This window comes from Paraburkholderia sp. JPY419, assembly GCF_050435705.1.
Classification (GTDB): Bacteria; Pseudomonadota; Gammaproteobacteria; order Burkholderiales; family Burkholderiaceae; genus Paraburkholderia; species Paraburkholderia youngii.
Window position 1 is genome coordinate 2,108,062 of the sequence record NZ_JBNDKV010000002.1, and the last position, 26,963, is coordinate 2,135,024.

Here is a 26,963-nt window from a genome sequence, read left to right on the forward strand (position 1 = left end):
ACTGCCGCCGAGCAATAACTCCAATAATCGGGCGAGGTTTCGATAAGACGACATCCGTCCAGCGCGTAGAGGATTGACATCGTATGGATTTTTCAAAGAACAAGAGTCGGATGTTGCGGGTGAGCGCTTATGCGCTGCTGGCCAGCATCGGTGTGGCGGCGGGCCTGAGCGCGTGCGGCGGCAGCAACAGCATGGTTCCCCAGGTGTCGGGCCAGGTGCTCGGCAGCTACATCCAGAATGCGAAGGTCTGTCTCGACCTCAATGACAACGGCAAGTGCGATAGCGGCGAGCCCTATGCGGTGACCGATGCCAAGGGCAAATTCTCCATTGGCGACGCGAGCAACGGCGGCTGGAAGAATGTGGTCGCCGATCTGACCAACGCGCAGGAAAACGATGCCAATGGCAACAACATGGGCACCCAGTTCGGTTCCGGCACGTTCTTCCGCGCGCCCAAGGGCGCGACGGGCACCGTCAGCGCCATCACCACGCAACTGGCTCAACTGGTGGCGGGCGGCGCCACGCTCGACGACGCAAAGAGCACGCTCGCAGCCAGGTACGGCAGCGTGCCGGCCGACAAGCTGCTCGGCGACTTCAACAGCGACAGCAGCCTTGCCAGCCTGAAGACCGCAAGCGACAACTACATCAAAGCGGTGGTCGGCGCAAAAGCGGTGCGCCACGTTTTCGTGATCACGATGGAAAACAAGGACTACGAGGAGTCTTTTGGCACGACTGCGGCCACCAGTGGCCAGGACCCTTACCTGAAGTCGCTCGCGACGCAGGGCGCGATGCTGACCAACTACTACGGTACGGGTCACGTCAGCCTCGATAACTACATCTCGATGATGAGCGGTCAGCCCTCGACGGTGGATACCGAGACCGACTGCTTCGCGCTCTGGTCCGACATCGTCGATGCCGGCGACTACACCGATCCGGTCAACGGTGCCAAGCTGCTCAAGGCTGGCACGGATGCGAACGGTCACGCCGGTGGCGGCTGTGTGTATCCGGCGCGCGTCAAGACACTTGCCAACCAGCTCGATAGCGCCAAGTTCGCCTGGAAGGGCTACATGGGCGACATGGGTAACGACCTGAACCGCGACGGCACGAAGACGTGCAGCTTCCCGACCCGTACCGCGAAGCTGGCGGGCACTGATCCCGCCAAGGCGGTCGACGGTACGCAGTCGGCTTCGGCGGGTTCCGCGTCCGGCGACGTCATCGCGGACGCCTACGCAACGCGTCACAATCCGTTCGTGTACTTTCACTCGATCATCGACGACATCGAATATTGCGATCAGCACGTCGTGAATCTGGACGCAAACCTGGAAAACGATCTGAAGTCGATCGACACCACGCCGAACCTCGTGTTCATCACGCCGAACCTGTGCGATGACGGGCATGACGGGGACGGCACGGGCGCGGCAGGCAAGGGCTGCAAGAGCGGCGCACCGGGCGGTCTGACTTCGATCGACGCGTTCCTGAAAAAGTGGATTCCTATCATCCAGGCTTCGCCGGCTTACCAGCGCGATGGTTTGATCGTCATCAACTTCGATGAGTCGAATGCGTCCAGCGGCGGTTATAGCCCGTCCCTCAACGGCACGACGCTGCAACTGATGATCAACCTGACTGGCGCGTCGACCGCCAGCCAGCAGAGCGGTCCTAACGTGACGCGTCCCGAGGACGAGTTCCTGATGGCGAACTATCCGATTTCCGCTGCTGCGGGATTGCTTGGTTCGGCAAGTGCTTCGGCGCTGACGGCAGCATTCCCGACGGCCACCACGTTCAGCCTCGGCATGCACTACAACGGCGTGGGCGGCGACCGCACCGGGGCCGTGCTGTTGTCACCGTTCATCAAGGCGGGTACGACCACGGCTACGGGCTACAACCACTACTCGCTGCTCAAGAGCCTGGAAAACATATTCGGTATTCCGCAGTATCTGGGCTATGCAAACGATGTGAATCTGACGGCCTTCGGCTCCGACATCTTCACTCAGTAAAGATCGATGGCTTTGCACTTTACGAAAGGGACCGCCCGGGGGGCGGCCCTTTTTCTCGTTGCGAGTTTCTTCCTCACGGCCTGCGGCCCCAGGGAAGAGGCGATCAGCGCCGCTGCCGCCGCGACACCCCCCGCGGCAACTTCCGCAGCGCCTTCCAACAAGGACATGGCCGAGATCGGCAAGCTGGCCTTTTTCGATCCGTCGCTGTCGGCATCGGGCCGCCAGTCGTGTGCGAGCTGTCACAGCCCTGATCGTGCCTATGGGCCGCCCAATGGCCTCGCCGTGCAACTGGGCGGCGCCGATATGAAGCACTACGGCACGCGTGCCGTGCCATCGCTGCGCTATCTGCGGCGCGTGCCGATCTGGACGCACACGTATGCGAGCAGCGCCAAGGAACGCATGGAGGATGGCGACAACATGCCTTCCGGCGGCTACACCTGGGATGGGCGCTTCGACCGCCCGGCAGACCAGGCCGCGTTCCCGCTTTTGAATCCCGACGAGATGGCCAACGCGGACGCTGCCGCGGTCGCGAGCAGATTGAGCAGGAGCGCTTACGCTGCGCGTTTTCGTGCCGTGTTCGGTGACGACATCTTCTCGCGTCCGGCCGACGCGCTCGCGGCGCTCGGCAAGTCGCTGGAGCGCTTCCAGTTCGACGATCCGAGCTTCCAGCCGTTCGACAGCAAGTTCGATCGCGTGCTGGACGGCAAGGCGCAGTTCACCGCGCAGGAGGCGCGGGGCTTCAGCCTGTTCGTCGATCCCGAGCGAGGCAACTGCGCATCGTGTCACCTGGTCGGCAAGGGCGCGGCCGGTGCGCATCCGACGCTTTCCGACTACAACTTCCAGACACTGGGCGTGCCACGCAACCCGGAGATTCCGGCCAACGCCGATCCGAAGTACTACGACTTGGGTTTGTGCGGCCCGATGCGGACCGACAAGACCGACAACAAGTGGTACTGCGGCATGTTCAGAACGCCCACGCTGCGCAACACCGCAACCCGCCAGGTGTTTTTCCATAACGGCCGCTTCCACACGCTCGAAGATGCTTTGCGCTTTTACGTGCAACGCGACACGAACCCGGGCAAGTGGTATCCGCATGCCGGTGGCAAGCAGCAGTTCGACGACCTGCCGGTGCAATACCAGAGCAACGTCGACCATCGCACCGCGCCGATGACGAATCACAAAGGCGGCAAGCCGGTCTGGTCGGACAGCGATATCCGCGACGTGATCGCCTTTCTGGAGACATTGAACGACAGCGACGCAGCAGAGGCGAACAAAAAGATCGCGGCGCATTGAGCTCGCGGCGGAATACCGATTCAACAGATCCAGGCGTAGAGGGGACGAAGCGCCGAAACAACCAGTGGTTTTGGAACGGGGTTTCGGCGCGCGTACCGCCGCCGGAAGAAGGCTTCCAGCGATTGAGACGGTTGCAGCGGTCGTTAAAACGCGTCCCGTGGGGAGCCAGTGGGGAAGTTGCGGCAACTGCGCGGAAACGGCGAAGACGGTCTGTCAGAACTGCCCCGTCACCTGGAATCCGAGCGTCACGCGCGCAGTTGGAAGGCCGGATGGTTTATAGATGGGCGTACCTGCAAAGAGGTCATAGGCGAGCGCACCTGTCTTTGCCGATGCGCTGCCGCGCACACCGATCACCGCGCCCGCCAGTTGGGTACCGGCGAGAAATGCGGTGTTCGGCCCGAACACGCGGCCGTAGTCGATACCGGCATACACAGACTGGCCCGTCGATCCAACCGGTAGCCGCAACTCATTGCGCCAGAAGAAACCGCGTTCGGCCGCGAGCATCGTTTCGCCGTCGAAGCCGCGCACCGTGTAGCGGCTGCCGATGGTCAGGTCATCGATATAGTTGAGCGTGTTGTTGGTGAACTGGCCGTGAACGGTTGTGACGCAGCGTAGCGGCTGGTTCGCGATCTGGAACGGCACCGACAGGTTCGCGTCGAGGACGGCCATGCGGAAGCGGTAGGTCGGGCCATTCTCGTAGAAGTCTGGTGTCGCCCCAAGTCCGTCCACACCCTGACGGTACGCGAGACTGCCGTCGAACTGCGACGCGCCGAAGTAATGACGATCGGTCAGCGCCGCCTCGATGAAGGTGTTGTTGCGCCGCTGCTGCGGGATAGCGGTGTCTTCAATAAAGCTTTCACCGAAGCGCTTCGTGAGCCTGAACTGCGCGCCGAGTACGTTGTTCTGGCTGCGCATGAGGACACGCGCCAGTTTCAAATCGACCGTCTGCGAATTGCCGCTGGACACGAAAGTCGTGTTGACGCCCGCGATCTGCTGATAGTACGTGTTCGTATAGGCTGACAGCGTGCCAGTCCAGTAGCCCCACGGAATCGAGTAGGAACCGTTCCAGCCGTGCGAGCCGAGACCCTTGTCGCCGAATTCAAGGTCCTGACTCACACCGACGTTGAAAATATCGTTCAGCCCGAGCGGATTGTCGATGCCCAGGCTCAGGTTGCCTTGCAGCTTGCCGGTGGCCCGCGTGCCCGAGTTGTCCACCGAGGCGACCACCGTCCACGGCTTCACGCGCTTTACCGTGACGACAATGTCGCTTTCGCCAGGTACATCCGTTGGCTCGATTTTCATGTCCACGTCCTGGCTGCTGACGCGCTTCATCTGCTCGAGTCCCTGTTCGAGGTCGCGCAGGTTCAGCAGGTCACCCTCGCGGGCCGGGAAGGCGGTTTTCCACGTGCCGCGCGTGGCAGGTTCGGCGAAGCGGATCGCACGCACAACACCCGGCACCAGCGCGAACTTCAGCGCGCCGGTAGAGAGGTCCTGCTCTGGCAGCAGCACGCGCGTGGTGATGTAGCCCCGGCTCAGGATGACCTGTTGCAGTCCCTTCGTGAGCGTGTCGAGTCCTGCCTTGCCCACGCATTGTCCCGTGTAGTGGTCGAGCCATTCGCGGGCGAACGCGAAGCGGTCGAGCGGCAACGCGGATGCGCCTTGCGAGCGCACGGCATCAGGTAGCGTCGCTGGCACGTCAAGCACGAACGAGTCAATGCGGAAGCACGGCGTTTCAGCCGGCAGATCCGGCCAGCCAGAGGCGCGCTCAACGGTCGAGCGCACCGAAGGCGCATTGACAGTAGCGTCGCGTTCCTGTGCATTGCGTTGCTGCTCGACCTGCTGGTTCTGCTCGGCGTTGGCGCGTGCCGCTGCTGCGGTATCCGCAGGCGTCGGCGTCTGCTGCGCGTGCGCGAGCGTTATCAGGGCTGTGAGCGGCAATGCCGCTAGCCTCTTTTGAATTCTCATAACAGTACAGATGAGTTTAGGCCAGCGCGTATCGCGTGCGCTGAGAGCCTCTGGGCTTAGTGTGTGGACAATGCCGCGTCAATAACATGGCGATCTCGTTCATTGAATACAGCTTGAAGTGAGTGCGCCTCGCCGGGTCTCCAGTCACAAATTGCATCCCGCAGCACCTCAAGATACGTTCTCATCTCTTCAGCCAATAGTCCGGGCAAATCATCGTGGACCACGACAACTTTAGCTTCATTGATCCAATGAAAATCGCGGAGGCAGTCAAAGAGTGCGTTCCAGTTAAAGCCGAAGTAGCTGGGAAACGAGAGGGCCGCAGCATATCGCTCAAACAGTTGCTGTGCTGTGCGGATATCCCCGGCGATTCTTCCAATACAGGCATCAGAAGCTCGAAACTCCCCTGTATCTCGGACGAAAGTGAAAACGTTCATAGTGATCTGCCTTATTTCTTCACGGGAACAAATGTTTGATAGTGGTCGGGGGTGTAATAGATTTCCCCGCCTTGACCAGTAACGATGCGCTGCGGACCTGGGCCGCTAACTCCGGGCGTAGTAACAACATACTCGGTGTAGTAGCCAGGTGCCTGGGCGGGCAAGCTCTGAACACCGTTCACGGGCCTATTTTGGAAGACGGTTCCATCATTGCGAGAAATTGGTGTGCCGCCGCTCGCGATCCGATCAAGCGTAGGCTGCAAATCTACGATTCCTTGATAACTCGTTCCAGTGAATTTGTCCGTAACCGTAGCACCAGCGATCATCGACGTCTTCCCCGAAGTAGCTTTACCTGCCGCTGCGGCCCCAGCCGCTAGCGCAGTGGACGGGACCGTAGCGACTCCCGTCCCTGGTGATACATATCCGCCCTGTTGCCCAAGCATCGCGCGCTCCTTGTCAAGCGCCTGCTTCAGTTCCTGCGCCTCCTTCTTCGCCTCGGTGTCGTTCTTGTCGTTCGCGGCGTTGTACAGGTTCACGTTCGATGCCATCGCCGCGCCCGCCGTGCCACCAACCGCTGCGCCCGCAAGACCCGACGCAATATTCCCCGCCAGATTGCCGATCAGCGACGAACCGGTCGCACCCGATACCGAATCGCGGAGCCCCTTCATCTGGTCAGCCAGCTTCGAAGAAATCGCCGCGCCTGCTGCGCCGCCCACCGCGCCGAACGCGCCACCACTCAGGCCGCCGATCAGCGCACCGCCCGCGAAGTGGAGGCCCGCTCTGGCATCGCCTCCCTCACTCCACGAATCGAAGTCGGCCAGCGCCGCCGCCATGCCGTCAAGGTCGCCGTTCTTGTAGGCGGTTTTTGCTGCGTCGAGCGCGTCATCACGCTTCATGTCCGCATACGCGCCGATGCCTTGCGACACCGCCTGACCCGCCGCCTGCGCGGCCTGCATCGTGTCGGCCTGCTGGTTCAGGATCGCGTTCACGTCCGGCGTTTTCGCAACCGTGCCGTTCGTGTTCGTCGTGTCGCGCGACAGGTTCGCAACGTCCTGCGTCTGGCCCGCGCCGTTCGTCACGTTGATCGTGCCCGCGCTAATCGCGCTGCGCGTGGTCGCGCTCTCGTCACCGCTTTCGTTCTGTGAAATCATCGGCGACACGCCCGGATGGCCGCTCACCGAACCTGGGCCAACCGCCTTGCCGGTGTTACCACCGAAGCCCACGCCCGCACTGATACCGTTGCTGTTGGCGCTGTAGTGCGACTGGTTCTGGATATCACTGAACGTGAGCGTGCCGGTCGTTAGGCTGTTGTTCGACGCGTCGGCCGTGCTCGATATCACACCGCCCGTCAGGTCCGTATTGCCCTTGACGTTGATGTTGAACCCGCCATCTCCCGCACTAATGCCAGCCTGTTCGTTGACACCTGCATAGTTTGAATCGGCATGGCCGTTCTGCGCGCTGAAGCTGGCGCTGGCGCCACCCTGGCTGATCGTGAAACCGCCGCCCGTGCTGCTCTGGTGCGCGGCGCTGTTCGTCACGTCCTGCACACTCACGATATTCAGGTTGCCGCCTACGTCGGCCGCGATCTGCCTGCCGTTGACCTGCGAGCCGATGATGTTCGTGTCGCCGCCCGATATCACCGTGACGCTGTTCGCGCCGTTCACATGTGACGCGTTCTGGATCGACGCGTCGCTGTTCGCGTCGCCATGCGCGTTCGCCATCGCTGCGGAGACGCCGAAGCCGCCGCCGAGCGTGTACTGCACGCCAACGCTTGCACTGCTGGAGCTGTTCGAGCTACGCGTCGAATCGGTGTCGGTCGTGTTGATGACGTTCACCTGGTTTTTCGCCGCCAGAATGACATCGTTCGCGCTGACGTTCGAGCCGGCGACAGTCAGGTCGCCATTCGTTGCCACGAATCCCGCCGTGCCGCCTGCCTGCACGCTGGAGCCCCGCTGCATCGTCTGATCTTCCGACGACTGGCTTTCGCTTTTGCTGGACCCGATACTGACCTTGATGCCGATGTCGGGCTTGCCACCATCGGCCAGGGTTTTCGCCCCCATCCCCGCTATCGCTGCATCGCCCGCCGCCGCAATGCTGTGCAAAGCGGCAGCACGGTCGTTGCCCGTGCTGGCCGAATTCTTCGCCGCCTGACTTTCCGAATACGCGTTGTTGATCGCATCGCCGACCGAACCCGCCAGACCAATCGTGAGGCCGCTGCTGCTCGTCTTCTGCGTCTGCGCCTGGTGCGAGGTATCGGTGGCCGCATCGATGATGACGTTCGCCGCCGTTCCAGCGAGGTTCCCGCCCGCGACAAGATCGCTGCCGGTGACGTGCAGGGTGTTACCCGCCTGGATCGACAGGTCGCCGTTCAGCGAACCGACCGTGCTCGCGTTGTTCGTGACACCCGATGCCTCACTGATCGTCGCGAGCTTGTTGGTGCCGACCGTCACGCTCAGGCCGCTCGTTCCCAGCCCCGTTTGCGTCTCCTCATAGCTGCTGGACGACTGCATGGTGTCCTGTGACGTCGTGATATTCACGTCATGCACTGCACTGAGCGCGACATCGTTCGTACCGACAATCGTGCTGCCTTTCACATTGATGTCGTTACCGCTGGCGATAGTCACGGCGTCTGCGGAAACTAGGCTGCCCTGCGAGAGCGTGGCGGTGGTGTGGCTCGAACTCGCGACTTCCTTGCCGCTCACGATATTGCTGTGGCTGTGCTGTTCCTGCGAATTGTCGACATAGGTCGCGGTGGCCGCGCCGATGTTGACGTTGTTCGCCGCCGCCAGCGTCGCCGTCCCCTGGTCGAGACTAATCGCGCTGCCGATGAGGTTGAGATCGTGGCCCGATGCAACGGTCAGTGAATCTCCGGCACGGAGCGTCGTCCCCGTCAGGGTATCGGCCGATGTATGCTGCGACGCTGAATAGCTGACGTGGCTATCGCTACCGGAACTGCTGCTGTCGACGGTCGAGGTCGCCTTCGCTGCCTGGAGCGTGACTTCGCCGTTCGCCGCAACCGTCCCGCCACCGCCCAGGTTGATATCAGCGCCCGTCGCGGTCAGGTTGCCGCCCACGCCGATCTGTGAGACGCCGCCTACGTTAATCGAACTGCCTGTCGTCTGGTTGAAGTCGGTATCCGATACGCCGTTCGCGCCCGCGACCACCTTATGCTCGCCGGTCTGCACCGAGCCGATCTCGTAGTTGCCGCCAACGGCCATGCCGAGGTTGCCGCCCACGTTCAGGTTGCCGCCGTTCTGCTCAAGGTTGCCACCCGTCACAATTGCCGCGTCGCCCTTGACGTTGAGGTTCGCGATGGGGCCGAGCGCGGTCGTGGTACGCGTCGCTCCCGTCGCGCTGACCTGATCGACGGTATTCACCGCGGTATTGAGGATCAGGTTGCCGCCCGCGTTCAGCGCGAGGCTGCCCGCATTCACGGTGGCCGAGGTCAGGTCCACATTGCCAGTGGTCGCCAGCGACATCAGCCCGCCGCTTTGCAGCTTGCCGAACGCGTTGCCGATCTGCTGGCCCTGGATCGACAGCGTATTGCCTGCCTGCACCGTGCCGCTATTCGTGAACGTCTGCGTGTTCTGAAGGTCGATGTCGGTCGCCGCAATCAACGGCCCGTTCATGTCCTGCTGGCTGGCCTTCGCGAGGTAGACGACCGGTACGAGTACCTGTTGCCCGTTGACGGTCTCGGTCTGCATGATGATGACGTTACTCGTGAGCGCGGCCACCTGCTCAGCCGACAGGCTCATGCCGAGCGGCAGATCGAGCGACTTCGACAGCGACGCGCCCGCGTCGAGCAGAGCCTGATACATCGACTGAAGGTCGGTGTACGGACCGAGTACCGCCTTGCCAGTGAGCGACGTAATCTGGTTCCGGACCAGTTGCTGTTCGTAGAACCCGTCGCCCAGGCGCTTTTCCGTCGTCTGCGGATTCAAGCCAAGCTGTTGCAGGTAGTAGTCGCTCGATATGAATGACTTCTGGTTCGTGAACGCCGGGTTGGTCTCGATCAGGTAGGTTGCGCCCGGTGCGCTCGCAGGGCTGAACAGTCCGCCCTGGGGAATCGAGAGGTTTTGCAGCACGTTCTGCGCAGTCGCACTGGCGATGACCGGATTGACCAGACCGCCGCCGCTGATTCCGCCAACAGTCACGCCGCCCAGCGACTGGCCGGGCACAAGACCGGGCGAAGACATCCCGGCGTTACCCGCCGTGTTATCGATGTTCACGCCCGTGCCGGAAAGCGTGCTGCCTGCGACAAACGTCGATTCGTAGCTCGGCAGCGCGTAGGTGCGGATGTCAGCCGGCGCGACCTGGTAGCCGCCCGGATTGGAGGTCACGAACGTCGCGTTGCCGAACGGCAACTGCCAGTTGTATTCGGTGTTGTCGTAATTGTTGTAGTGATACTGGCCTGAATAGGTTACCTGCAGGCCGGGCGCAAGTTGCCCGCGCCAGCTATTCTGGTCGAGCGTCACGGGCGCGGCGATGCTGCCAGCCGCAGCAACGGCGCTCCAGTAGTTCTGGAAGGTGTCGACGTTCGACGCATCGAGGTTGCCCCCGGCGATGATCTGCGCCTGCGGGCTGATCCCCGTGATGAGGTTCGCGAGCGCCACGCCCGTATAGGTCGTGTACTGGTAGGTGCTGTTCCACTGGCCGCCGTGCGGCGGATTGACCGGCATGCCGCCTGGCTGCGCCTGCGCCGCGGCGATGGCGGCGGGATCGTAGTTAGAGGCATTCGGATCAAACTGGAGGCCCTGGACCTGCGGATTGCCCGGACCGCATGCCGCCATGTCAATGGCCGCGCAGCCGGACAGGCTGATACCCAGCGCCTGGACAAGCGGGGAACTCGCGTCCAGCGGCTCCACGTAGGACCCGTCGGTCGTCATCACGCGCCGCGTGTTCGTGACCTGGGTCGCGTACAGCCCCATGTCGCCCGAGGACTGGATCAGCGCCGAGACGTTGTTGATCAGGTTCGCGTTGGTATAACTGCCGTCCGCGTTTTTTCCACCCGCCAGCACGACCTTGCCGAGACCGTAAATCGCGGTGGTCGCCTGCGTATCGGTCGTCGTGGTGTCGTCGCGGTTCTCGATATCGGGCGCGAGCAGGTCGAGCGTGCCGTTACTGTCCGTCGCACCGATCAGCGCGGTCGACCCGACGTTCGTGATCGATTGCGTGGCGTTCAGCGAGACGCTGCCGCCGACCATCACGCCCGTATTTTCCAGCGTGTCCGAGTGCGTCGCGAGCGTGCCGCCCGCCATCATGACACCGCTGTTCCGGACATCGGCGGCATGGACGTTCAGGTTGTTCGCCGCCTCAACCAGCGCGCCATTGCTGAACGTGCCCGGCAGGGTGAAGGACAGGTCATGACCGGCGTTGAACTGCACCTCGGGCGTGGGCGCGAAATCGCCCTGAACGCTCACTGCCACGTCATGAGCCGCGCTGTAGGTACCACCGCCCGTCAGCGTCGCGGCATTCACGGACAGATCATGCGTCGCGCCAATCTGGCCGTTCGCGTTCATCACCGCGCCGGTCGTCGTGATGGCAACGTCGCCGGTCGAGCCCGCAAAACTGCCGATCCTGCCGCCGCTGTTGTCGACGGTATCCGCCTGAACCGCGAGGCTCGCGCCGCTCAGTTGACCGCCCTGCGTATTGGAGAGCGATGACGTGTCGACGGCCACATGACCGTTACCCGTCATGACACCGCCGCTGTTGACGATCTGGCTGCCACCCTGCAAGGTCGCATCGCCCGTGCCGAGGTTGCTGATGAGACCGTTCGTATTGTCGATCGACGCAGCCTGAACGCCGAGCGTGCCCGCATCGCCCGCCGCGCCCGTGCCCGACTGGATCTGTCCGTTCGTATTCGTCAGCACGCCGCCACTGGCGAGCGAGAGGGACGTGAGCGAGCGCATCGCGCCCTGCGTATTGTTGATATTGCCTGCGATGCTCGCCGCGATATTGCCCTGCGCGGCGAACACGCCCGTCGCGTTGTTCAGACTCCCGGCCTGTGCGGCGATCTGACCGGCGGTGATGATCGTTCCGTCGACGTTCGAGATTGACCCGGCACCGTTACCCGGCGTAATCGTCAGCGTGCCGGTACCCGCATGCGTAATCGTGCCGCCGTCGTTGTCGAGCGCGGCCGGTGCAAGCGTCAGGTCCGTGCTGTTGGTCTGGAGTGTGCCGCCTGCCGAGTTGTCGAGCGCACCGGTCACGTCGAGCGTCGTCGCGCCGGTTCCGGTCTGCGTGATCGTGCCGCCGTGGTTGACGAGATTCGTTCCGTGCAGCGCAATCTGATTCGCGCTGATCGCGCCCGAGCTGTTGTCGATTGTCGTGGCACTTGCGCTCGCCAGCTGGCCGGCTGCGATTGTGCCGGAACTGGTCAGCACCGTGCCCGCCGAGACGGTCGTGTTGCCGTTGGCGGCCAGGATGCCGCCGTTGAATAGCGTCTGCACGGCGTCAGCAATCAGCGACTGCACTGCCGTGATCGAGCCCGCGTTGGCAAGCTGCCCGGCCCGCGCGGTCACGCTCCCGTTGCCACCGATGGTGCCGCCCGCGCCGTTGTTCAGCAGGCCGGTTGTGACAACGCTCAGGCCATCGCCATTGAGTGAGGCGATGTGGCCTGCCGTATCGTCGAGGCTGCCTGCGTTCGCCGTTAGCGCCTCCGCCGCCTGCATCGTGCCGCCCGCGTTCGACGCAGCACCTGTCACGTTAGCCGTCAGCGGACCACCCGAAACGATCTGGCCGTTGCGGTTCGAGAGTGCGCCAGCCGTGATGGTCTGCGCGCCGCCCGATGACATTGCACCGTTGTCGTTCATGAGCGTGCCGGCCGCGCGCGCCTCGATCGCGCCGCCCGCCGTCGTGGTCGCGCCCGACAGGTTCAGGTCGCCGCTGTTCGCAGCGAGTGAAAGCGCGCCATTCGCCGAACTGATCGCGCCCGCAAGATTGATCGCTGCGCCATTCACGCTCACATCGCCGCCCGCGACATTGCGGCCGGTTGCGGTGACAGCGCCGGATGCGCTTACATTCAGGTCGCCGGTCCGCGCGAGCGAGCCGTCGCCGTTCACGCCCGCCGCGAGCGCGCCAGTTGAATTCACGCTGGCGGCGTTGACGGTTGTATTTTGCTGCGCGGCCACCATGCCGCTGTTCGTGACCGTACCGCTGGCCGAGAGAATCGCGCTTTGCTGCGCGTAGGTCGTGCCGCTGTTCTGGATATCGCCAGCGGTGGCGGCAAGATTGCCGCTTGCGCTGGTCCTGCCGGTGAGGGACAGCAGGCCGTTCGATTGCAGCGTCAGGTCGCCCGCCTGCGCGGCGATTACGCCCAGGTTCGAAACACCGACACCGTACTCGTTGCTCGCCAGAAAAATCCGCCCGCTGTACATGCCGCCCAGCTGGCTCACGTCAATCGAGACGGCCGGTGCGGGTCCGTCGCCCGCAATCGGCGTGAACGCCAGTGAGTCGTGACCGATCTGGTTTGCGCCGGTGATGACATTCAGGCTTTTCCCGGCGTACACCTCCGCATTGACCTGCACCGCTCGGGCCAGCAGGTCAACCTGATTCACAGTCGAGCCGTCGAGTCCCGCTCCCTGCACGGTAATGTTGCCGCGAGTCACATTAAAACCCGTGAGCGAACCATCCGGGGCAAAGTTCGGCGTGCCTGTCGTCAGAATGGCGCGCGAGGTATTCAGAAAGCCGCCGCCGTTCACCGAAATGCCGGAACCGTTAGCTATCACCACCTCTGCGCGTTGCCCGGCCACTTCGAGCATGCCGTTGATCTGACTCGCCGCGCTGCTGTTGACCTGGTTCACGATGATGCGCGCAGCCTGGTTCGTCCCGAAGTTCGGGTTGCCGTTGATCTGCCCGGCCTGCTGCGTGCCCGTTATCACGGGTGAATTGTTCAGAATCGCGCCTGAACGCGAGATGTCAAATTGCGAATAGGTATTCAGTGATACGCCACCACTCCCAGAGGGCCGGTTCACGTTCACCTGTGGTAATCCGTTCGCGGTACTGATCACGTTCGGCGCGTTCGCGCCAGAGGGGACGATCTGTGCGTCCGACAGAGCGGGAGCGAATCCGGCGAATACCAGCACGGCAAAGGCCACGTGGCGCATCGCGAACTGCGTGATAAAAACAGGAGTGCAAGGCGCGCGGGGTTCGCCGTCACCGGTCCGGCCATGGGCGACGGCTGTTTCTGCGACGGCAACGAGCATGCCCCGACAGCGGCTGAATACCAGCCGGAAGATATTCTTATTCATTTTGCGTGACGCTTTTTTGGCTATCTTCCGAAGATAGGCCAACATGCTTTTCAGATCTGTCAGGCAATGTTAATGAATGCGCGATGACAACAGATTTTCGAAAATCGGAGCGGTCTGATGGACGTTTTTTTTCGGAAATATGTGGATTCGAATATCCGTCAGCTGACTACCGGTTTTACTGCGACGCAGACGGAAAGGCGGCATCGGCCCGCCTTTGCCGTCAGGGATCAACGCGTTCGTGCTTCGTCGCGAGAGCGCTCAAAGCCGCCAGACTGTCGCCTGCGCTTTGTGCCACGTCGTCGAGAAGGTCTGCCGCATCACGACGCGTGAGTCGCCGGTTCGGAAGGTCCTTCGCGTCGAGCCCCAGAGTGGTGAACAGTTCGTGATCGCAGTCATTGATGCGCCGGTAGTCTTCCCCGATATGGACCAGGACTTCCAGCAGCCGGCGCTGTTCGTGTCTTTCCTATGCGGTTACGGAAAGATTCCTGATTATTGATTCGCAAATATGACGCGATATTCAAGTTGCCGCCCTTGCCGTTCGCAATGATGGAAAGCGGCCAAAGCAAATCAAAACTTCATCATCAACTTCAACAACGCATTCACACGCCGACCGTAGGGCGGCGAGATCAACCCCCGCGCATTCAATCGCGCCTGCATGAGCACGGGCTTCATCTTCGAAAACGTAACGAACCCCTCATACCCGTGGTACGCCCCCATCCCACTCGCCCCAACCCCGCCGAAAGGCAAACTCTCACAGGCAAGCTGCATCAGCGTCTCATTAACCGCCATGCCACCGGCAATAGTTTCGAGCGTGACACGCTCAATAGTCCGCGCATCGTCGGCATAGAGATAAAGCGCCAGCGGCCGCGGCCGCGCATTGATCCATGCGATCGCATCATCGAGGGTGTCGTATGGCACGAGCGGCAACAGCGGCCCAAAAATCTCCTCCTGCATCAGCGCGCATTCGTTCGGCGCGCCGGTCACGGCGATCAGCGGGAAGCGCCGGCTCGCGGCATCGGGCGTCGCGTCGGTTAGCGCATGCAACTGCGCACCCGCAGCCCGCGCTTCGTCGGCGAGGCGTTCGAGCCGCTCGAAGTGCCGCGCCGAAATGATCGACGTGTAGTCAGGGTTCTGCGCGAAATTCGGATACATCCTCGCCATTCGCACGCGCGCCCGTTCGATGAACGCCTGCTCCTTGCCGCGCGGCACCAGCACGTAGTCGGGCGCGACGCAGGTCTGCCCGGCGTTCAGCGTCTTGCCGGCGATCAGGTTGTCGACCGCGTTGTCGAAACGCGCATGCGCGCCGATCAGCGCCGGCGACTTGCCGCCGAGTTCGAGCGTGACCGGCGTCAGATGCTCGGCCGCCGCGCGCATCACTTCGTGGCCGACCTTCGTCGAGCCGGTGAACAGCAGATGATCGAACGGCTGCGCGCTGAACGCGGCCGCGAGCGCCGCATCGCCGTTGACGACCGCGACGTGATTGCGCGCGAAGGTCTGGCCGATCAGCAACTCGAATAGCGCCGAGGTGCGCGGCGTCAGCTCGGACATCTTGATGATCGCGCGATTGCCGGCCGTCAGCGCGCTGATCAACGGCCCGACCGCGAGCAACACGGGGTAATTCCACGGCACGATGATGCCGACCACGCCGAGCGGCTGCGGCACCACCTTCGCGCGCGCCGGCAGCAGCCATTTGTTGGTGCGGCGGCGCTGCGCTTTCATCCAGCGCTTGCCGTGACGCAGCGCGGCGTCGATCTCTTCCTTCACGAGCAGGAATTCGGCGAGCAGCACTTCTTCCTTCGCGCGATTGCCGAAGTCCGCGTGCATCGCATCGGCGAGCGCGTCGCGATTGTCGAGCATCAGCTTGCGCAGCGCGCGCAGATGCGTCGCGCGCGTGTCCCACGACGGATACGGCGCGCGCAGATGCGCGTGACGTTGATCGCGCAGCAGCGCTTCGAGCGCGGCGACTCCCGCCAGATCATTCTTCATGTGAGTCCACTCCCTGATGGATGACGATGCGCGTCGAGCGCGCTTATTGGATTGAGCTTGGCGTCGGTATTGCGAGCGGAGCGCCCGGAGTTAGCGTGCCCCGCCGCGCTTAAGCGGGAAAGGCGCGCTCGATGATCGCCGCGTGATCGAAAGTGGCCGGCAGCGTGCCGTACACGCGGCCGCTTTCGCCGCAACCGTCGGCGACACGCGTCGCGATGAACGCGTCGGCGACCGCCGCGGGCGCGTGCTGGGCGAGCAGCGTCGCCTGGGCGAGCAGCACGATCTGCTGCGCGATACGTCGTGCCGACGCCTCGCGCTGTTCAGCTGGCCCGTTCAGCGTTGCGGTCAGACGCGCGAGCGCCGCCCCCAACGCCGGATGCGCGCGCGCGACGTCCTGCCAGGCGGCGAACAGCGCTTGCGCGGCTTGCGGCTCGCGCTCCATCGCGCGCAGCACGTCGAGGCACATCACGTTGCCCGAGCCTTCCCAGATCGAGTTGACCGGCGCCTCGCGATAGAAGCGCGCCATCGGCCCGGTTTCGACGTAGCCGTTGCCGCCCCACACTTCCATCGCCTCACCGGTGAATTCGAGCGCGCGCTTGCAGACCCAGTACTTCGCGGCCGGCGTAACGATGCGCCGCCACGCGCGTTCGGCCGATGAAGCCGACGACGCGTCGGCGGATTCCTCGAAGGCGCGCGCGAGACGCATGAACAGCATCGTCGCCGCTTCCGATTCGAGCGCGAGATCGGCAAGCACGTTGCGCATCAGCGGCTGCTCGGCAAGGTGCCGGCCGAACGCGCTGCGATGCCGCGCATGATGGATCGCCTGCACGAGCGCGGCGCGCATCAGCGCGGCGCTGCCGATCACACAATCGAGCCGCGTGTAGTTCGCCATTTCGATGATGGTCGGCACGCCGCGTCCTTCGTCGCCGATCATCACGCCGTATGCGTCGAGAAATTCGACTTCGCTGCTTGCGTTGGAGCGGTTGCCGAGCTTGTCCTTCAGGCGCTGGATCTGCACCGCGTTCTTGCTGCCGTCCGGCCCGAAGCGCGGCACGAAGAAGCACGACAGTCCCTCGTGCGTGCCGGTGCGCGCGAGCACCAGATGCGCGTCGCATTGCGGCGCCGAGAAAAACCACTTATGACCGATGAGCCCGTAGGCGCCGCCGCGCCCGCCGGCACCGTCGAGCGCATGCGCTCGCGTCTGGTTGCTGCGCACGTCGGAGCCGCCCTGTTTCTCGGTCATGCCCATGCCGATCATCATCGAGCGTTTCTGCGTGAGCGGCACGTCGCGCGGATCGTGCTCGCGCGTGTACAACTGCTCGCGCAGTGTGCCGAACAACGCGGACTCGCGCTGCAACACCGGAATGCTCGCGAAGGTCATCGTCAGCGGACACAGCGAGCCGGATTCGATCTGCGCATGCATGAAGTAGCCGGCGCAGCGCGCGGCCATCGCGCCGCTTCGCGGATCGGAAAACGGCAGCGCGTGCAGTCCTTCGCGGCGCAGCAGCACGAGCAGTTCGTGCCACGCGGGATGAAACTCGAGCGCGTCGATGCGCTCGCCGCGCGGACTATGCGTGACCAGCTCCGGTGTATGACGGTTGGCGAGCTCGGCGAGCGCGAGCGCGTCGGGCGTCGTCAGCGCAGCGCCGTGTCGCAGCAGCGCCTCGCGATGCCAGCTCGCGCCGTCGCGATCGACGGCCGCGCTCAAGGCGGCGTCGCTCGCGAACAGGTTGTAGTCCGCGAGCTCAGGCGCCTGATTCGTCACCTCGTGAGTCTGGCCGAAGCCGTGCCGTTCCATCTGCTGTCTCCGTTCTTTCGCTATTGTGCGCCGCTTTGCCGACGGCATCCGCGACGTGTTTCGACGCATCTGTTCGAGCGCCGCACGTGACGCCGGATGGGGAGAGAAAGGCGCGCGCCGCGCCGTCTTTGCATGCCGCGCGCGGCCCGTGCGCGCCCTTCATCATAGGGGCGCGATGCCGCCGGCGTTTAGAGGAATCGTTCTGTCAGTAAGCGGCCGCAGCCCCAAAACGCTCCCTACAATGCGCAGAAAACACACGTAGACAAGTGTGCACGAGACAGGGTCCGCGAGCAACGCGGCCCATCAGGAGGAGCGCATGCAATACGACTACATCATCGTCGGTGCGGGCTCGGGTGGCTGCGCGCTCGCGAGCCGTCTCGCGGATAGCTGTCCCGACGCGACCATCGCGTTGATCGAAGCCGGTCCGCATACCGAGCGCAATCTGCTGGTAAACATGCCGGTCGGCGTCGCGGCCGTGGTGCCGAACCGGCTAAAGACCAACTACGGCTACCTGACCACGCCGCAGCCGGGGCTCGCCGGTCGCCAGGGCTATCAGCCGCGCGGCCGCGGTTTCGGCGGATCGAGCGCGATCAACGCGATGATCTATACGCGCGGCCATCCGCTCGATTACGACGAGTGGGCGCGGCTCGGCTGCGACGGCTGGTCGTGGGCCGAGGTGCTGCCGTATTTCCGCCGCGCCGAAGACAACGAGCGCGGCGCCGATGCGTGGCATGGCGAGGCCGGTCCGCTGACGGTGTCCGATCTGCGCTTCAAGAATCCGTTTTCAAAGCGCTTCGTGCAGGCCGCGCTCGAAGCGGGCTACAAGGCGAACGACGATTTCAACGGCGCGGACCAGGAAGGCATCGGTTTCTATCAGGTCACGCAACGAGACGGACGCCGCTGCAGCGTTGCGCGCGCGTATATCTACGACCGGCCGCGCGCGAACCTGCACGCGATCGCCGATGCGACCGTGCTGCGCGTCGTGTTCGACGGCAAGCGCGCGAGCGGCGTCGAGATCGCGCGCGGCGACCGGATCGAAACGCTCGCCGCGCGCGCCGAGGTCGTGCTCGCCGCGGGCGCGTTCAACTCGCCGCAACTACTGATGTGCTCGGGTATCGGGCCGGCCGCGCATTTGCGCTCGCTCGGCATCGAGGTGCTGCACGATGCACCCGAAGTCGGCCAGAACCTGACCGATCACATCGATTTCACGATCAACAAGCGGGTGAGGTCGATCGAGCCGGTCGGTTTCTCGGTGCGCGGCATCGCGCGGATGCTGCCGCAATTCGTCACGTTCATGCGGCACGAGCGCGGCATGCTGTCGAGCAACGTGGCCGAGGCGGGCGGGTTTCTGAAGACCCGGCCGACGCTCGAGCGGCCCGATCTGCAATTGCATTTCTGCGCGGCGATCGTCGACGATCACAACCGCCATATGCACTGGGGCCACGGCTATTCGCTGCACGTGTGCGTGCTGCGTCCGCATAGCCGCGGCTCCGTGACGCTCGCGAGCGCCGATGCGCGTGTCGCGCCGCTGATCGATCCGCGCTTTCTGAGCGATGCGCGCGACCTCGATCTGCTCGTCGAGGGCGCGAAGATCGCGCGGCGCATTCTCGACGCGCCGTCGCTCGCGCTTCATGGCGGCGAGGAGTTGTACACGCGGCCGGGGCAATCGGACGCCGAACTGCGCCAGACGATCGCCGAGCGCGCGGACACGATCTATCACCCGGTCGCGACCTGCCGGATGGGCGGCGACGCGCGCGCGGTCGTCGATCCGCAATTGCGCGTGCGCGGCGTAACGGGGTTGAGGATCGTCGATGCGTCGGTGATGCCGACCCTGATCGGCGGCAACACCAATTCTCCGACGGTGATGATCGGCGAACGGGCCGCGGAGTTGATCGCGGCGAGCCGGCGACAGGGAGCGGGGATGTCGGCGCAGGCGGTTTGATCGCCGCTGACGACGAGTTCGAGAAACGCGGCGGCGCAATGCAACCGCCCGCCGCGCGTCACTCGTGCGCGGGTAGCTAAGCTTCGTCCGGCGCTGCGATTCCGTTGAAGCCGATTCCCGGTCCGAGCATGAAATCGTCGCTGACGTGCGTCGGCAGCGTTTCGCGCGCGACGTCGAGCCATGCGCGCGCCGCGTTCGACAGATAGCCGTTGCGGCGCCAGCCGATCGCCATTTCCCACGGGATCTCCGGTTCGACGACCGGGCGGCAGGTGAACTGCGCGGGGTCGAGCCGGCGGCAATAGGGCGCCGGCAGCAGCGCGATGCCGACGCCGGCCAGCACCAGCGCCGCCATGAAGTCCCAATGCCCGCTACGCCCGACGATAGCCGGCGCAAACCCCGCCGCGCGGCACGCGTTCAGCACGACGTCGTTCAACGCGAGGCTCTCGCCGTAAAACACGAACGGCTCGTTCGCGAGCTGCGCGAGCGGCACCTCGTTCAACGCATCCCAGCGCGAGCCGGTGCGCGCGACGAGCCACAGCAACTGGCGCGACATTGGCAGCACGTCGATGTTGTCGGGATCGACCGGCTGCAGCACCCCGCCGAGTTCCAGCTCGCCGTTGATCAGCGCGGCTTCGATCGCGCGCGAGCCCTGCTCGAACAGCTTCAGTTCGATTTTCGGATAGCGCTGGCGAAACGCGGCGATTGCGGGGGTGAAGAGCTCGCCGCCCATCGGCGGGATGCCGATTGCGAGTTCACCGCGCCCAAGGGTGTCGAGATCGTTCAGTTCGGCCTGCAGTTGCGCGTGCGCGGCGAGCACGTCCTGGCCGCGCTGATAGACGATCCGGCCGACGTCGGTCAACACCATCTGACGGCCGTCGCGCAGCAGCAGCGGCGAGCCGATTTCATCTTCCAGCGACTTGACCATCTTGCTGATGGTCGGCTGCGTGACGAACATCTGCTCGGCGGCGACCGTGAAGCTCTGTTGACGGACTACTTCGACGAAATAGCGCAGCGCGCGGAGTTCCATGATCGCGGCCTCCAGAATTCCAGTTTGGAATGGTTCGGATGATTGTAAGTCATTTTGTTTATGGCGCGATGCGCCCCATACTGAATGCTTCCGAGTCAGCCAGGGAATCCCATGTCCACCCCAGTTTTCGCCCGTTCCGTTCCTCCCGCCGATGGCGGTTCGAGCGGCGGCGCGGGTGGCTTCGGCCGGGTTGCACGCATCGCCGTGCAAAGCGCCGCGATCGCCGTGCTGTGGATGGGCGCGGATTTCATCGTGCGCCGGCTGCATCTGCCGGTGCCGGGCGGCGTGCTCGGCCTCGTCGTGCTGCTCGCGCTGCTGTTCTGCGGCGGCGTCGCGCCGCGCTGGGTCAAGGCCGGCGCGGACTGGCTGCTGTCCGACATGCTGCTGTTCTTCATTCCGGCCGCGGTCGCCGCCGTGCAATACGGCGGCCTTTTCCGCGCGGACGGCTGGCGCCTCGCGCTCGTCGTGATCGCCGGCACGCTGATGGTGATGGTCGCGGTGGCGTTCGCCGTCGATCAGGCCGCGCGCGTCGAACGACGTTTCGCGCTGCGCCGGGTGCGGGTTGCGCGCGAGGCAGGCAGTCTGTCGCGCGAGCGCCGATGAACCCTCACTTTTTCGCTTCGCTGCTGGCCGACGACGCCTCTCGCCTGATCGCGGCAGGCTGCCTCGTGCTGACGATCGCGCTGTATTTCGCGTCGAAGGCGTTGTATGCGCGCGTGCGCTCGCCGTGGCTCACGCCGATGCTGACCGTGCCGGCCGCGCTCGTTGCGATCGTCGCGCTCGCGCACATTCCGTATTCGCTGTACTTCGAAGACACGCGCTGGCTGATGTGGCTGCTCGGCCCCGCGACGGTCGCGTTCGCCGTGCCGATCTACGAGTACCGCGCACTGCTGAAGCGCCACTGGATCTCGCTGTCCGTCGGCGTGACGGTGGGCATTCTGGTCGGCGTCGGCGGCTCTCTGATGCTCGCGAAGCTGCTGCATCTGTCGCCGGAATTGCAGCGCAGCCTGATGACGCGCTCGGTGTCGACGCCGTTCGCGCTCGCCGTGTCCGACCGGATTCACGCGCCGAAGGACCTGAGCGCGCTGTTCGTGATCGCGACGGGCGTCTGCGGGATGCTGTTCGGCGAATTCGTGCTCGCGTTCATGCCGCTGCGCACGCGGCTCGCGCGCGGCGCGCTGTTCGGCGCGGCCGCGCACGGCGTCGGCACCGCCAAGGCACGCGAGCTCGGCAGCGAGGAGGGCGTGGTGTCCAGCCTGACGATGATGATCGCCGGCGTCGCGATGGTGCTGCTCGCGCCGATGCTGGGACTGCTGCCGATCTGAACCAGCGCGCCACGCCATCCCGCGCACGCCGAAGTCATCTCGATTTGCTACAATCGCCGTTCGTCTTCGAGGAGCGTTGCGACGGGTACCGCGAATCCGCATTCGCCGGCCGCCCGCCAGGCTCGAAGGCTTCAATCGGCAGCATGGAATGCGCATCACGCGAATCCGTGCGTTGCCTCAAACCGCGCTCACGTCACATTTCTAGTCAATTTCTTAGAAAGGAGGGCGTGATGAACGCCGCAGTCATCGATTCCCAAAAGCAGGATTACGTTGTTGCCGACATGTCGCTCGCCGCTTGGGGCCGCAAGGAACTCACCATCGCCGAGACCGAAATGCCCGGCCTCATGCAAACGCGTGAAGAGTACAAGGCGCAGCAGCCGCTGAAGGGCGCGCGCGTCGCCGGCTCGCTGCACATGACGATCCAGACCGGCGTGCTGATCGAGACGCTGACCGCGCTCGGCGCCGACGTGCGCTGGGCCTCGTGCAACATCTTCTCGACCCAGGACCATGCCGCCGCCGCGATCGCGCAGGCCGGCACGCCGGTGTTCGCGTTCAAGGGCGAATCGCTCGACGAATACTGGGAGTTCTCGCACCGCATCTTCGAATGGCCGAACGGCGAGTTCGCCAACATGATTCTCGACGACGGCGGCGACGCAACGCTGCTGCTGATCCTCGGCTCGAAGGCCGAAAAAGACCGCTCGGTGATCGCCAAGCCGACCAACGAGGAAGAGATCGCGCTGTACAAGTCGATCGCCGCGCACCTCGAGATCGACCCGACGTGGTACTCGAAGCGCCTCGCGGCGATCAAGGGCGTCACCGAAGAAACCACCACCGGCGTGCACCGCCTGTACCAGATGGAAAAGGAAGGCCGTCTGCCGTTCCCGGCCATCAACGTCAACGACTCGGTCACGAAGTCGAAGTTCGACAACCTGTACGGCTGCCGCGAGTCGCTCGTCGACGGCATCAAGCGCGCGACCGACGTGATGATCGCGGGCAAGATCGCGGTCGTGGCCGGTTACGGCGACGTGGGCAAGGGCTGCGCGCAATCGCTGCGTGGTCTGGGCGCGACCGTGTGGGTCACCGAAATCGATCCGATCTGCGCACTGCAAGCGGCGATGGAAGGCTACCGCGTCGTGACGATGGAATACGCGGCGGATAAAGCCGACATCTTCGTGACCGCGACCGGCAACTACCACGTGATCAATCACGATCACATGAAGGCGATGCGTCATAACGCGATCGTCTGCAACATCGGCCACTTCGACTCGGAAATCGACGTTGCGTCGACCCGTCAGTACCAGTGGGAAAACATCAAGCCGCAAGTCGACCACATCATTTTCCCGGACGGCAAGCGCGTGATCCTGCTGGCCGAAGGCCGTCTCGTGAACCTGGGCTGCGCGACGGGCCACCCGTCGTTCGTGATGTCGAACTCGTTCACGAACCAGACGCTCGCGCAAATCGAACTGTTCACGCAGGGCGCGAAGTACGAGAACAAGGTGTACGTGCTGCCGAAGCATCTCGACGAGAAGGTCGCGCGTTTGCACCTGGCGCGCATCGGCGCGAACCTGACCGTGCTGTCCGACGCGCAGGCGGGCTACATCGGCGTCGACAAGAACGGTCCGTTCAAGCCGAACCACTATCGCTACTAAGTAGGCGGCCGCCCGCGGGTTCGAGGCGCGCTTCGCGCGCCCGGCCAAGCGGACGGCGGTGAAAAGTTTGACGGTCTGATCTCGGGGCGGCGCGCAATGCGCCGCTTTGTTCGACAGCGCCGCTTTTCATTTGCTGGACATCTTCCCCGCACAGGTGCTTACAAGGAGTTCTAACATGACCGTGCTGCTGACCTGGCTCATCAACGCGCTCGCGCTGCTGATCATCACCTACATCGTTCCGTCGATCCACATCCGTAGCTTCGGCACCGCGCTGATCGTCGCTATCGTGCTCGGTCTCATCAATGCGGTGATTCGGCCGGTACTGATCCTGCTGACGCTGCCCGTCACGATCCTCACGCTCGGACTCTTCATTCTGGTCGTCAATGCGCTGTGCTTCTGGCTGGCCTCGTCGCTGTTGAAGGGCTTCGAGGTGTCGGGCTTCTGGTCGGCGTTCTTCGGCTCGATCCTGTACAGCATCGTGTCGTGGCTACTGTCCGCGCTCATTTTCGGCAACCGCAGTCTCGGTTGACCTCATTGACTATGAAACCGATCGAACTCTCATTCGAATTCTTCCCGCCGAAAACGCAGGAAGGCATCGACAAACTGCGCGCGACCCGCGCGCAACTCGTGTCGCTCAAGCCGAAGTTCGTGTCCGTCACGTTCGGCGCCGGCGGCTCGACCCAGCAAGGCACGCTCGATACCGTCATCGACATGACGAAGGAAGGGCTCGAGGCGGCGCCGCACCTGTCGTGCATCGGCTCGTCGAAGGAAAGCCTGCGCGCGATTCTTAACGAGTACCGCGCGCACGGCATCCGCCATATCGTCGCGCTGCGCGGCGATCTGCCCTCGGGCATGGGCGCGGTCGGCGAGCTGCGCTATGCATCGGAGCTCGTCAGCTTCATCCGTGCCGAGTTCGGCGACTGGTTCTGGATCGAGGTGGCCGGCTATCCGGAATACCATCCGCAATCGCGTTCGCCGCGTCACGATCTGGAGAATTTCGCGCGCAAAGTGAAAGCCGGCGCGAACTCGGCGATCACGCAGTACTTCTTCAACGCGGACGCGTACTTCCGTTTCGTCGACGATGCGCGCCAGCTCGGCGTCGACGTGCCGATCGTGCCCGGCATCATGCCGATCACGAACTTCTCGCAGCTGATGCGCTTCTCCGAAATGTGCGGCGCCGAAGTGCCGCGCTGGATCGCGCGCCGCCTCGAGAGCTTCGGCGATGACCGCGAGTCGATCCGCGCGTTCGGGCTCGACGTGGTGACGGATCTGTGTCAACGGCTCGTCGACGCGAAGGTGCCCGGTCTGCACTTCTATACGCTGAACGCGGCCACGTCGACCAAGGCGATCTGCGAACGGCTCGCCGTTTAACGGCTATGCCCGCGCGGCCGCAACGGCCGCGCGGTCCCCGCCACCCCGGCGTGGGTCTCGAATTTGTCCCAAATAGCGTGGTAAGTCCCTGTTGAAGCTCATTTTTGGGCTGTCTATCATCGAAAAGCAGCTACCCCGGCTGCTGTGCGGAGGACGATATGACAGTGACAAGAATGACTGCGGCACACCGACTGTTCGCGCTTCACCAGTTCTGCCTGCCGGCTCTCGCCGCGCTCGCGGTCGCCACCAGCGGCCTCGCGCCCGCCGCGTCGCAGGCGGCCTCGCTGCCCGACAAGACGCTGATTTTCTGCTCCGAAGGCAGCCCGGCGGGCTTCGATACCGCGCAATACACGACCAGCGTCGAGTTCAGCGCCGGCTCGTACACGGTCTATAACCGGCTGGTCGAATTTGCGCATGGCAGCACGGACATCGAGCCGGGACTTGCCGAAAAGTGGGACGTGTCGCCCGACGGTCTCACCTATACGTTCCATCTGCGCCGCGGCGTCAAATTCCAGACCACGTCGTATTTCAAGCCGACCCGCGAATTCAACGCGGACGACGTCGTGTTCACCTTCGAGCGCATGCTCGATCCCGAGAATCCGTTCCGCAAGGCGTATCCGGTCAATTTTCCGTACTTCAACGACCTCGGTCTCGCGAAGAACATCGCCAAAATCGAGAAGGTCGATCCGTACACGGTGCGCTTCACGCTGAAGGAAGTCGACGCACCGTTCCTGCAGCAGATCGCAATGCCGTTCGCATCGATCCTGTCGGCTGAATACACGGATCAGCTGCTGAAGGCGGGCAAGGCGTCCGACATCAACCAGTACCCGGTCGGCACCGGTCCGTTCATCTTCCGCAGCTATACGAAGGACGACACGATCCGCTTCGACGGCAATCCCGACTACTGGAAGCCGGGCGTCGCGAAGGTCGGCAAGCTGATCTTCGCGATCACCGTCGATCCGGCCGTGCGCCTGCAAAAGCTGAAGCGCGGCGAATGTCAGGTGATGTCGTATCCGCGCCCGGCCGACATTCCGACCGTGAAGGCCGATGGCTCGCTCGCGATGCCGAGCGAAGTGGGCTTCAACCTCGGCTATATCGCGTACAACACGAGCAAAAAGCCGCTCGACAACGTGCTCGTGCGCCGCGCGCTCGACATGTCGGTCAACAAGAAGGCGATCATCGAAGCGGTCTACCAGGGTGCGGGCCAGCTCGCGACCAACCCGATGCCGCCGACGCAATGGGGCTACGACAAGAGCCTGAAGGACGCGCCGTACGACGTCGACAAAGCGAAAGCGCTGCTGAAGGAGGCCGGCTACCCCGACGGCTTCGAGCTGACGCTGTGGGCGATGCCGGTGCAGCGCCCGTATAACCCGAACGCGCGCCTGATGGCCGAAATGCTGCAGTCTGACTGGGCGAAGATCGGCGTCAAGGTGAATATCGCCACGTACGAGTGGGGCGAGTACATCCGCCGCGCGCACGCCGGCGAGCATCAGGCGATGCTGATCGGCTGGACCGGCGACTACGGCGACCCCGACAACTGGCTCGGCGTGTTGCTCGGCTGCGACGCGGTCAACGGCAGCAACTTCTCGAAGTGGTGCTACAAGCCTTACGACGACCTGATCAAGCAGGGCCGCAGCACCACTAAGATGCCCGATCGGCTGAAGGCCTACACCCAGGCTCAGGAAATCTTCAAGGACCAGGTGCCGTTCACGCCGATCGCGCATTCGACCGTGTATCAGCCGATCAGCAAGAACGTGACGGGCTTCAAGATCGATCCGTTCGGACCGACGCAATTCCTGGAGGTCGGGGTGAAGTAAGCGGACGCGGCGCGCTTTTTGCGCCGCTTTCGTCGCCGGGCGGCTCGAACGGGCCGTCCGGCCCGCGACAGTATCGCGGCAAAACGTTTGCACGAAGTGTTTCCTATCGTCAACAG

At 63.8% G+C, this 26,963-nt stretch carries 16 protein-coding genes and 1 riboswitch; of the genes, 10 read left to right on the top strand and 6 right to left on the bottom strand.

Features of this window, described 5'->3' with window-relative positions:
* The first annotated feature begins 83 nt into the window (after nt 1–83).
* The gene (locus tag QFZ91_RS15740; RefSeq protein WP_429567763.1) at nt 84–1,991 is read left to right on the top strand and encodes an alkaline phosphatase family protein; all 1,908 of its coding nucleotides are present in this window, start codon (nt 84–86) and stop codon (nt 1,989–1,991) included.
* A 165-nt stretch (nt 1,992–2,156) separates the two neighbouring features.
* Nucleotides 2,157–3,284 carry a cytochrome-c peroxidase gene (locus QFZ91_RS15745; protein WP_429567764.1) on the top strand — a complete coding sequence of 376 codons (1,128 nt, stop codon included), beginning with the start codon at nt 2,157–2,159 and terminating at the stop codon, nt 3,282–3,284.
* A gap of 213 nt (nt 3,285–3,497) precedes the next feature.
* Here the strand turns inward: QFZ91_RS15745 and QFZ91_RS15750 are convergent, their stop codons facing one another.
* The 3 genes from QFZ91_RS15750 to QFZ91_RS15760 are packed head-to-tail and all read right to left on the bottom strand — an operon-like array spanning nt 3,498 to nt 13,932.
* A complete protein-coding gene (locus QFZ91_RS15750) occupies nt 3,498–5,249 on the bottom strand; it encodes a ShlB/FhaC/HecB family hemolysin secretion/activation protein (RefSeq protein WP_429567765.1) in 1,752 nt (583 codons plus the stop codon).
* 56 nt (nt 5,250–5,305) lie between these two features.
* Complete coding sequence (locus QFZ91_RS15755) at nt 5,306–5,683, bottom strand: barstar family protein (protein ID WP_429567766.1); 378 nt, start codon at nt 5,681–5,683, stop codon at nt 5,306–5,308.
* Between the two features lie 11 nt (nt 5,684–5,694).
* The gene (locus QFZ91_RS15760; RefSeq protein ID WP_429567767.1) at nt 5,695–13,932 is read right to left on the bottom strand and encodes a hemagglutinin repeat-containing protein; all 8,238 of its coding nucleotides are present in this window, start codon (nt 13,930–13,932) and stop codon (nt 5,695–5,697) included.
* A gap of 238 nt (nt 13,933–14,170) precedes the next feature.
* Between QFZ91_RS15760 and QFZ91_RS15765 the strand changes: the two genes are divergently transcribed.
* Nucleotides 14,171–14,428: a hypothetical protein gene (locus tag QFZ91_RS15765; RefSeq protein WP_429567768.1), complete on the top strand. Its 258-nt coding sequence runs from the start codon at nt 14,171–14,173 to the stop codon at nt 14,426–14,428.
* Between the two features lie 71 nt (nt 14,429–14,499).
* Here the strand turns inward: QFZ91_RS15765 and QFZ91_RS15770 are convergent, their stop codons facing one another.
* Nucleotides 14,500–15,918: a coniferyl aldehyde dehydrogenase gene (locus tag QFZ91_RS15770; protein WP_429567769.1), complete on the bottom strand. Its 1,419-nt coding sequence runs from the start codon at nt 15,916–15,918 to the stop codon at nt 14,500–14,502.
* Nucleotides 15,919–16,027: 109 nt separating this feature from the next.
* Complete coding sequence (locus QFZ91_RS15775; protein ID WP_429567770.1) at nt 16,028–17,716, bottom strand: isovaleryl-CoA dehydrogenase; 1,689 nt, start codon at nt 17,714–17,716, stop codon at nt 16,028–16,030.
* Between the two features lie 316 nt (nt 17,717–18,032).
* Between QFZ91_RS15775 and QFZ91_RS15780 the strand changes: the two genes are divergently transcribed.
* Entirely contained in the window at nt 18,033–19,658 is a 1,626-nt protein-coding gene (locus tag QFZ91_RS15780; RefSeq protein WP_429567771.1) for a GMC family oxidoreductase, read from the top strand.
* A 76-nt stretch (nt 19,659–19,734) separates the two neighbouring features.
* Here the strand turns inward: QFZ91_RS15780 and QFZ91_RS15785 are convergent, their stop codons facing one another.
* Nucleotides 19,735–20,685: a LysR substrate-binding domain-containing protein gene (locus QFZ91_RS15785; protein WP_429567772.1), complete on the bottom strand. Its 951-nt coding sequence runs from the start codon at nt 20,683–20,685 to the stop codon at nt 19,735–19,737.
* Nucleotides 20,686–20,796: 111 nt separating this feature from the next.
* Here QFZ91_RS15785 and QFZ91_RS15790 point away from each other — a divergent pair, with 111 nt between their 5' ends.
* The 6 genes from QFZ91_RS15790 to QFZ91_RS15815 all read left to right on the top strand — a co-directional run bounded on the left by QFZ91_RS15790 (nt 20,797) and on the right by QFZ91_RS15815 (nt 26,847).
* Entirely contained in the window at nt 20,797–21,288 is a 492-nt protein-coding gene (locus QFZ91_RS15790) for a CidA/LrgA family protein (RefSeq protein ID WP_176124534.1), read from the top strand.
* Nucleotides 21,285–22,010: an LrgB family protein gene (locus QFZ91_RS15795; RefSeq protein WP_429567773.1), complete on the top strand. Its 726-nt coding sequence runs from the start codon at nt 21,285–21,287 to the stop codon at nt 22,008–22,010. The genes QFZ91_RS15790 and QFZ91_RS15795 overlap by 4 nt, the downstream gene beginning before the upstream one ends.
* Before the next feature lie 62 nt (nt 22,011–22,072).
* Nucleotides 22,073–22,207, top strand: a riboswitch (S-adenosyl-L-homocysteine riboswitch).
* A 33-nt stretch (nt 22,208–22,240) separates the two neighbouring features.
* On the top strand, nt 22,241–23,659 hold the full coding sequence (gene ahcY / locus QFZ91_RS15800) for an adenosylhomocysteinase (protein ID WP_176110035.1): 1,419 nt from the start codon (nt 22,241–22,243) through the stop codon (nt 23,657–23,659).
* A 175-nt stretch (nt 23,660–23,834) separates the two neighbouring features.
* Nucleotides 23,835–24,188 (top strand): phage holin family protein, encoded by a 354-nt coding sequence (locus QFZ91_RS15805; RefSeq protein WP_018432546.1) that lies wholly within the window; start codon nt 23,835–23,837, stop codon nt 24,186–24,188.
* An 11-nt stretch (nt 24,189–24,199) separates the two neighbouring features.
* Nucleotides 24,200–25,030 carry a methylenetetrahydrofolate reductase [NAD(P)H] gene (gene metF, locus QFZ91_RS15810; RefSeq protein ID WP_176380090.1) on the top strand — a complete coding sequence of 277 codons (831 nt, stop codon included), beginning with the start codon at nt 24,200–24,202 and terminating at the stop codon, nt 25,028–25,030.
* Nucleotides 25,031–25,203: 173 nt separating this feature from the next.
* Entirely contained in the window at nt 25,204–26,847 is a 1,644-nt protein-coding gene (locus QFZ91_RS15815) for an ABC transporter substrate-binding protein (RefSeq protein WP_176110678.1), read from the top strand.
* Nucleotides 26,848–26,963 lie beyond the last annotated feature (116 nt).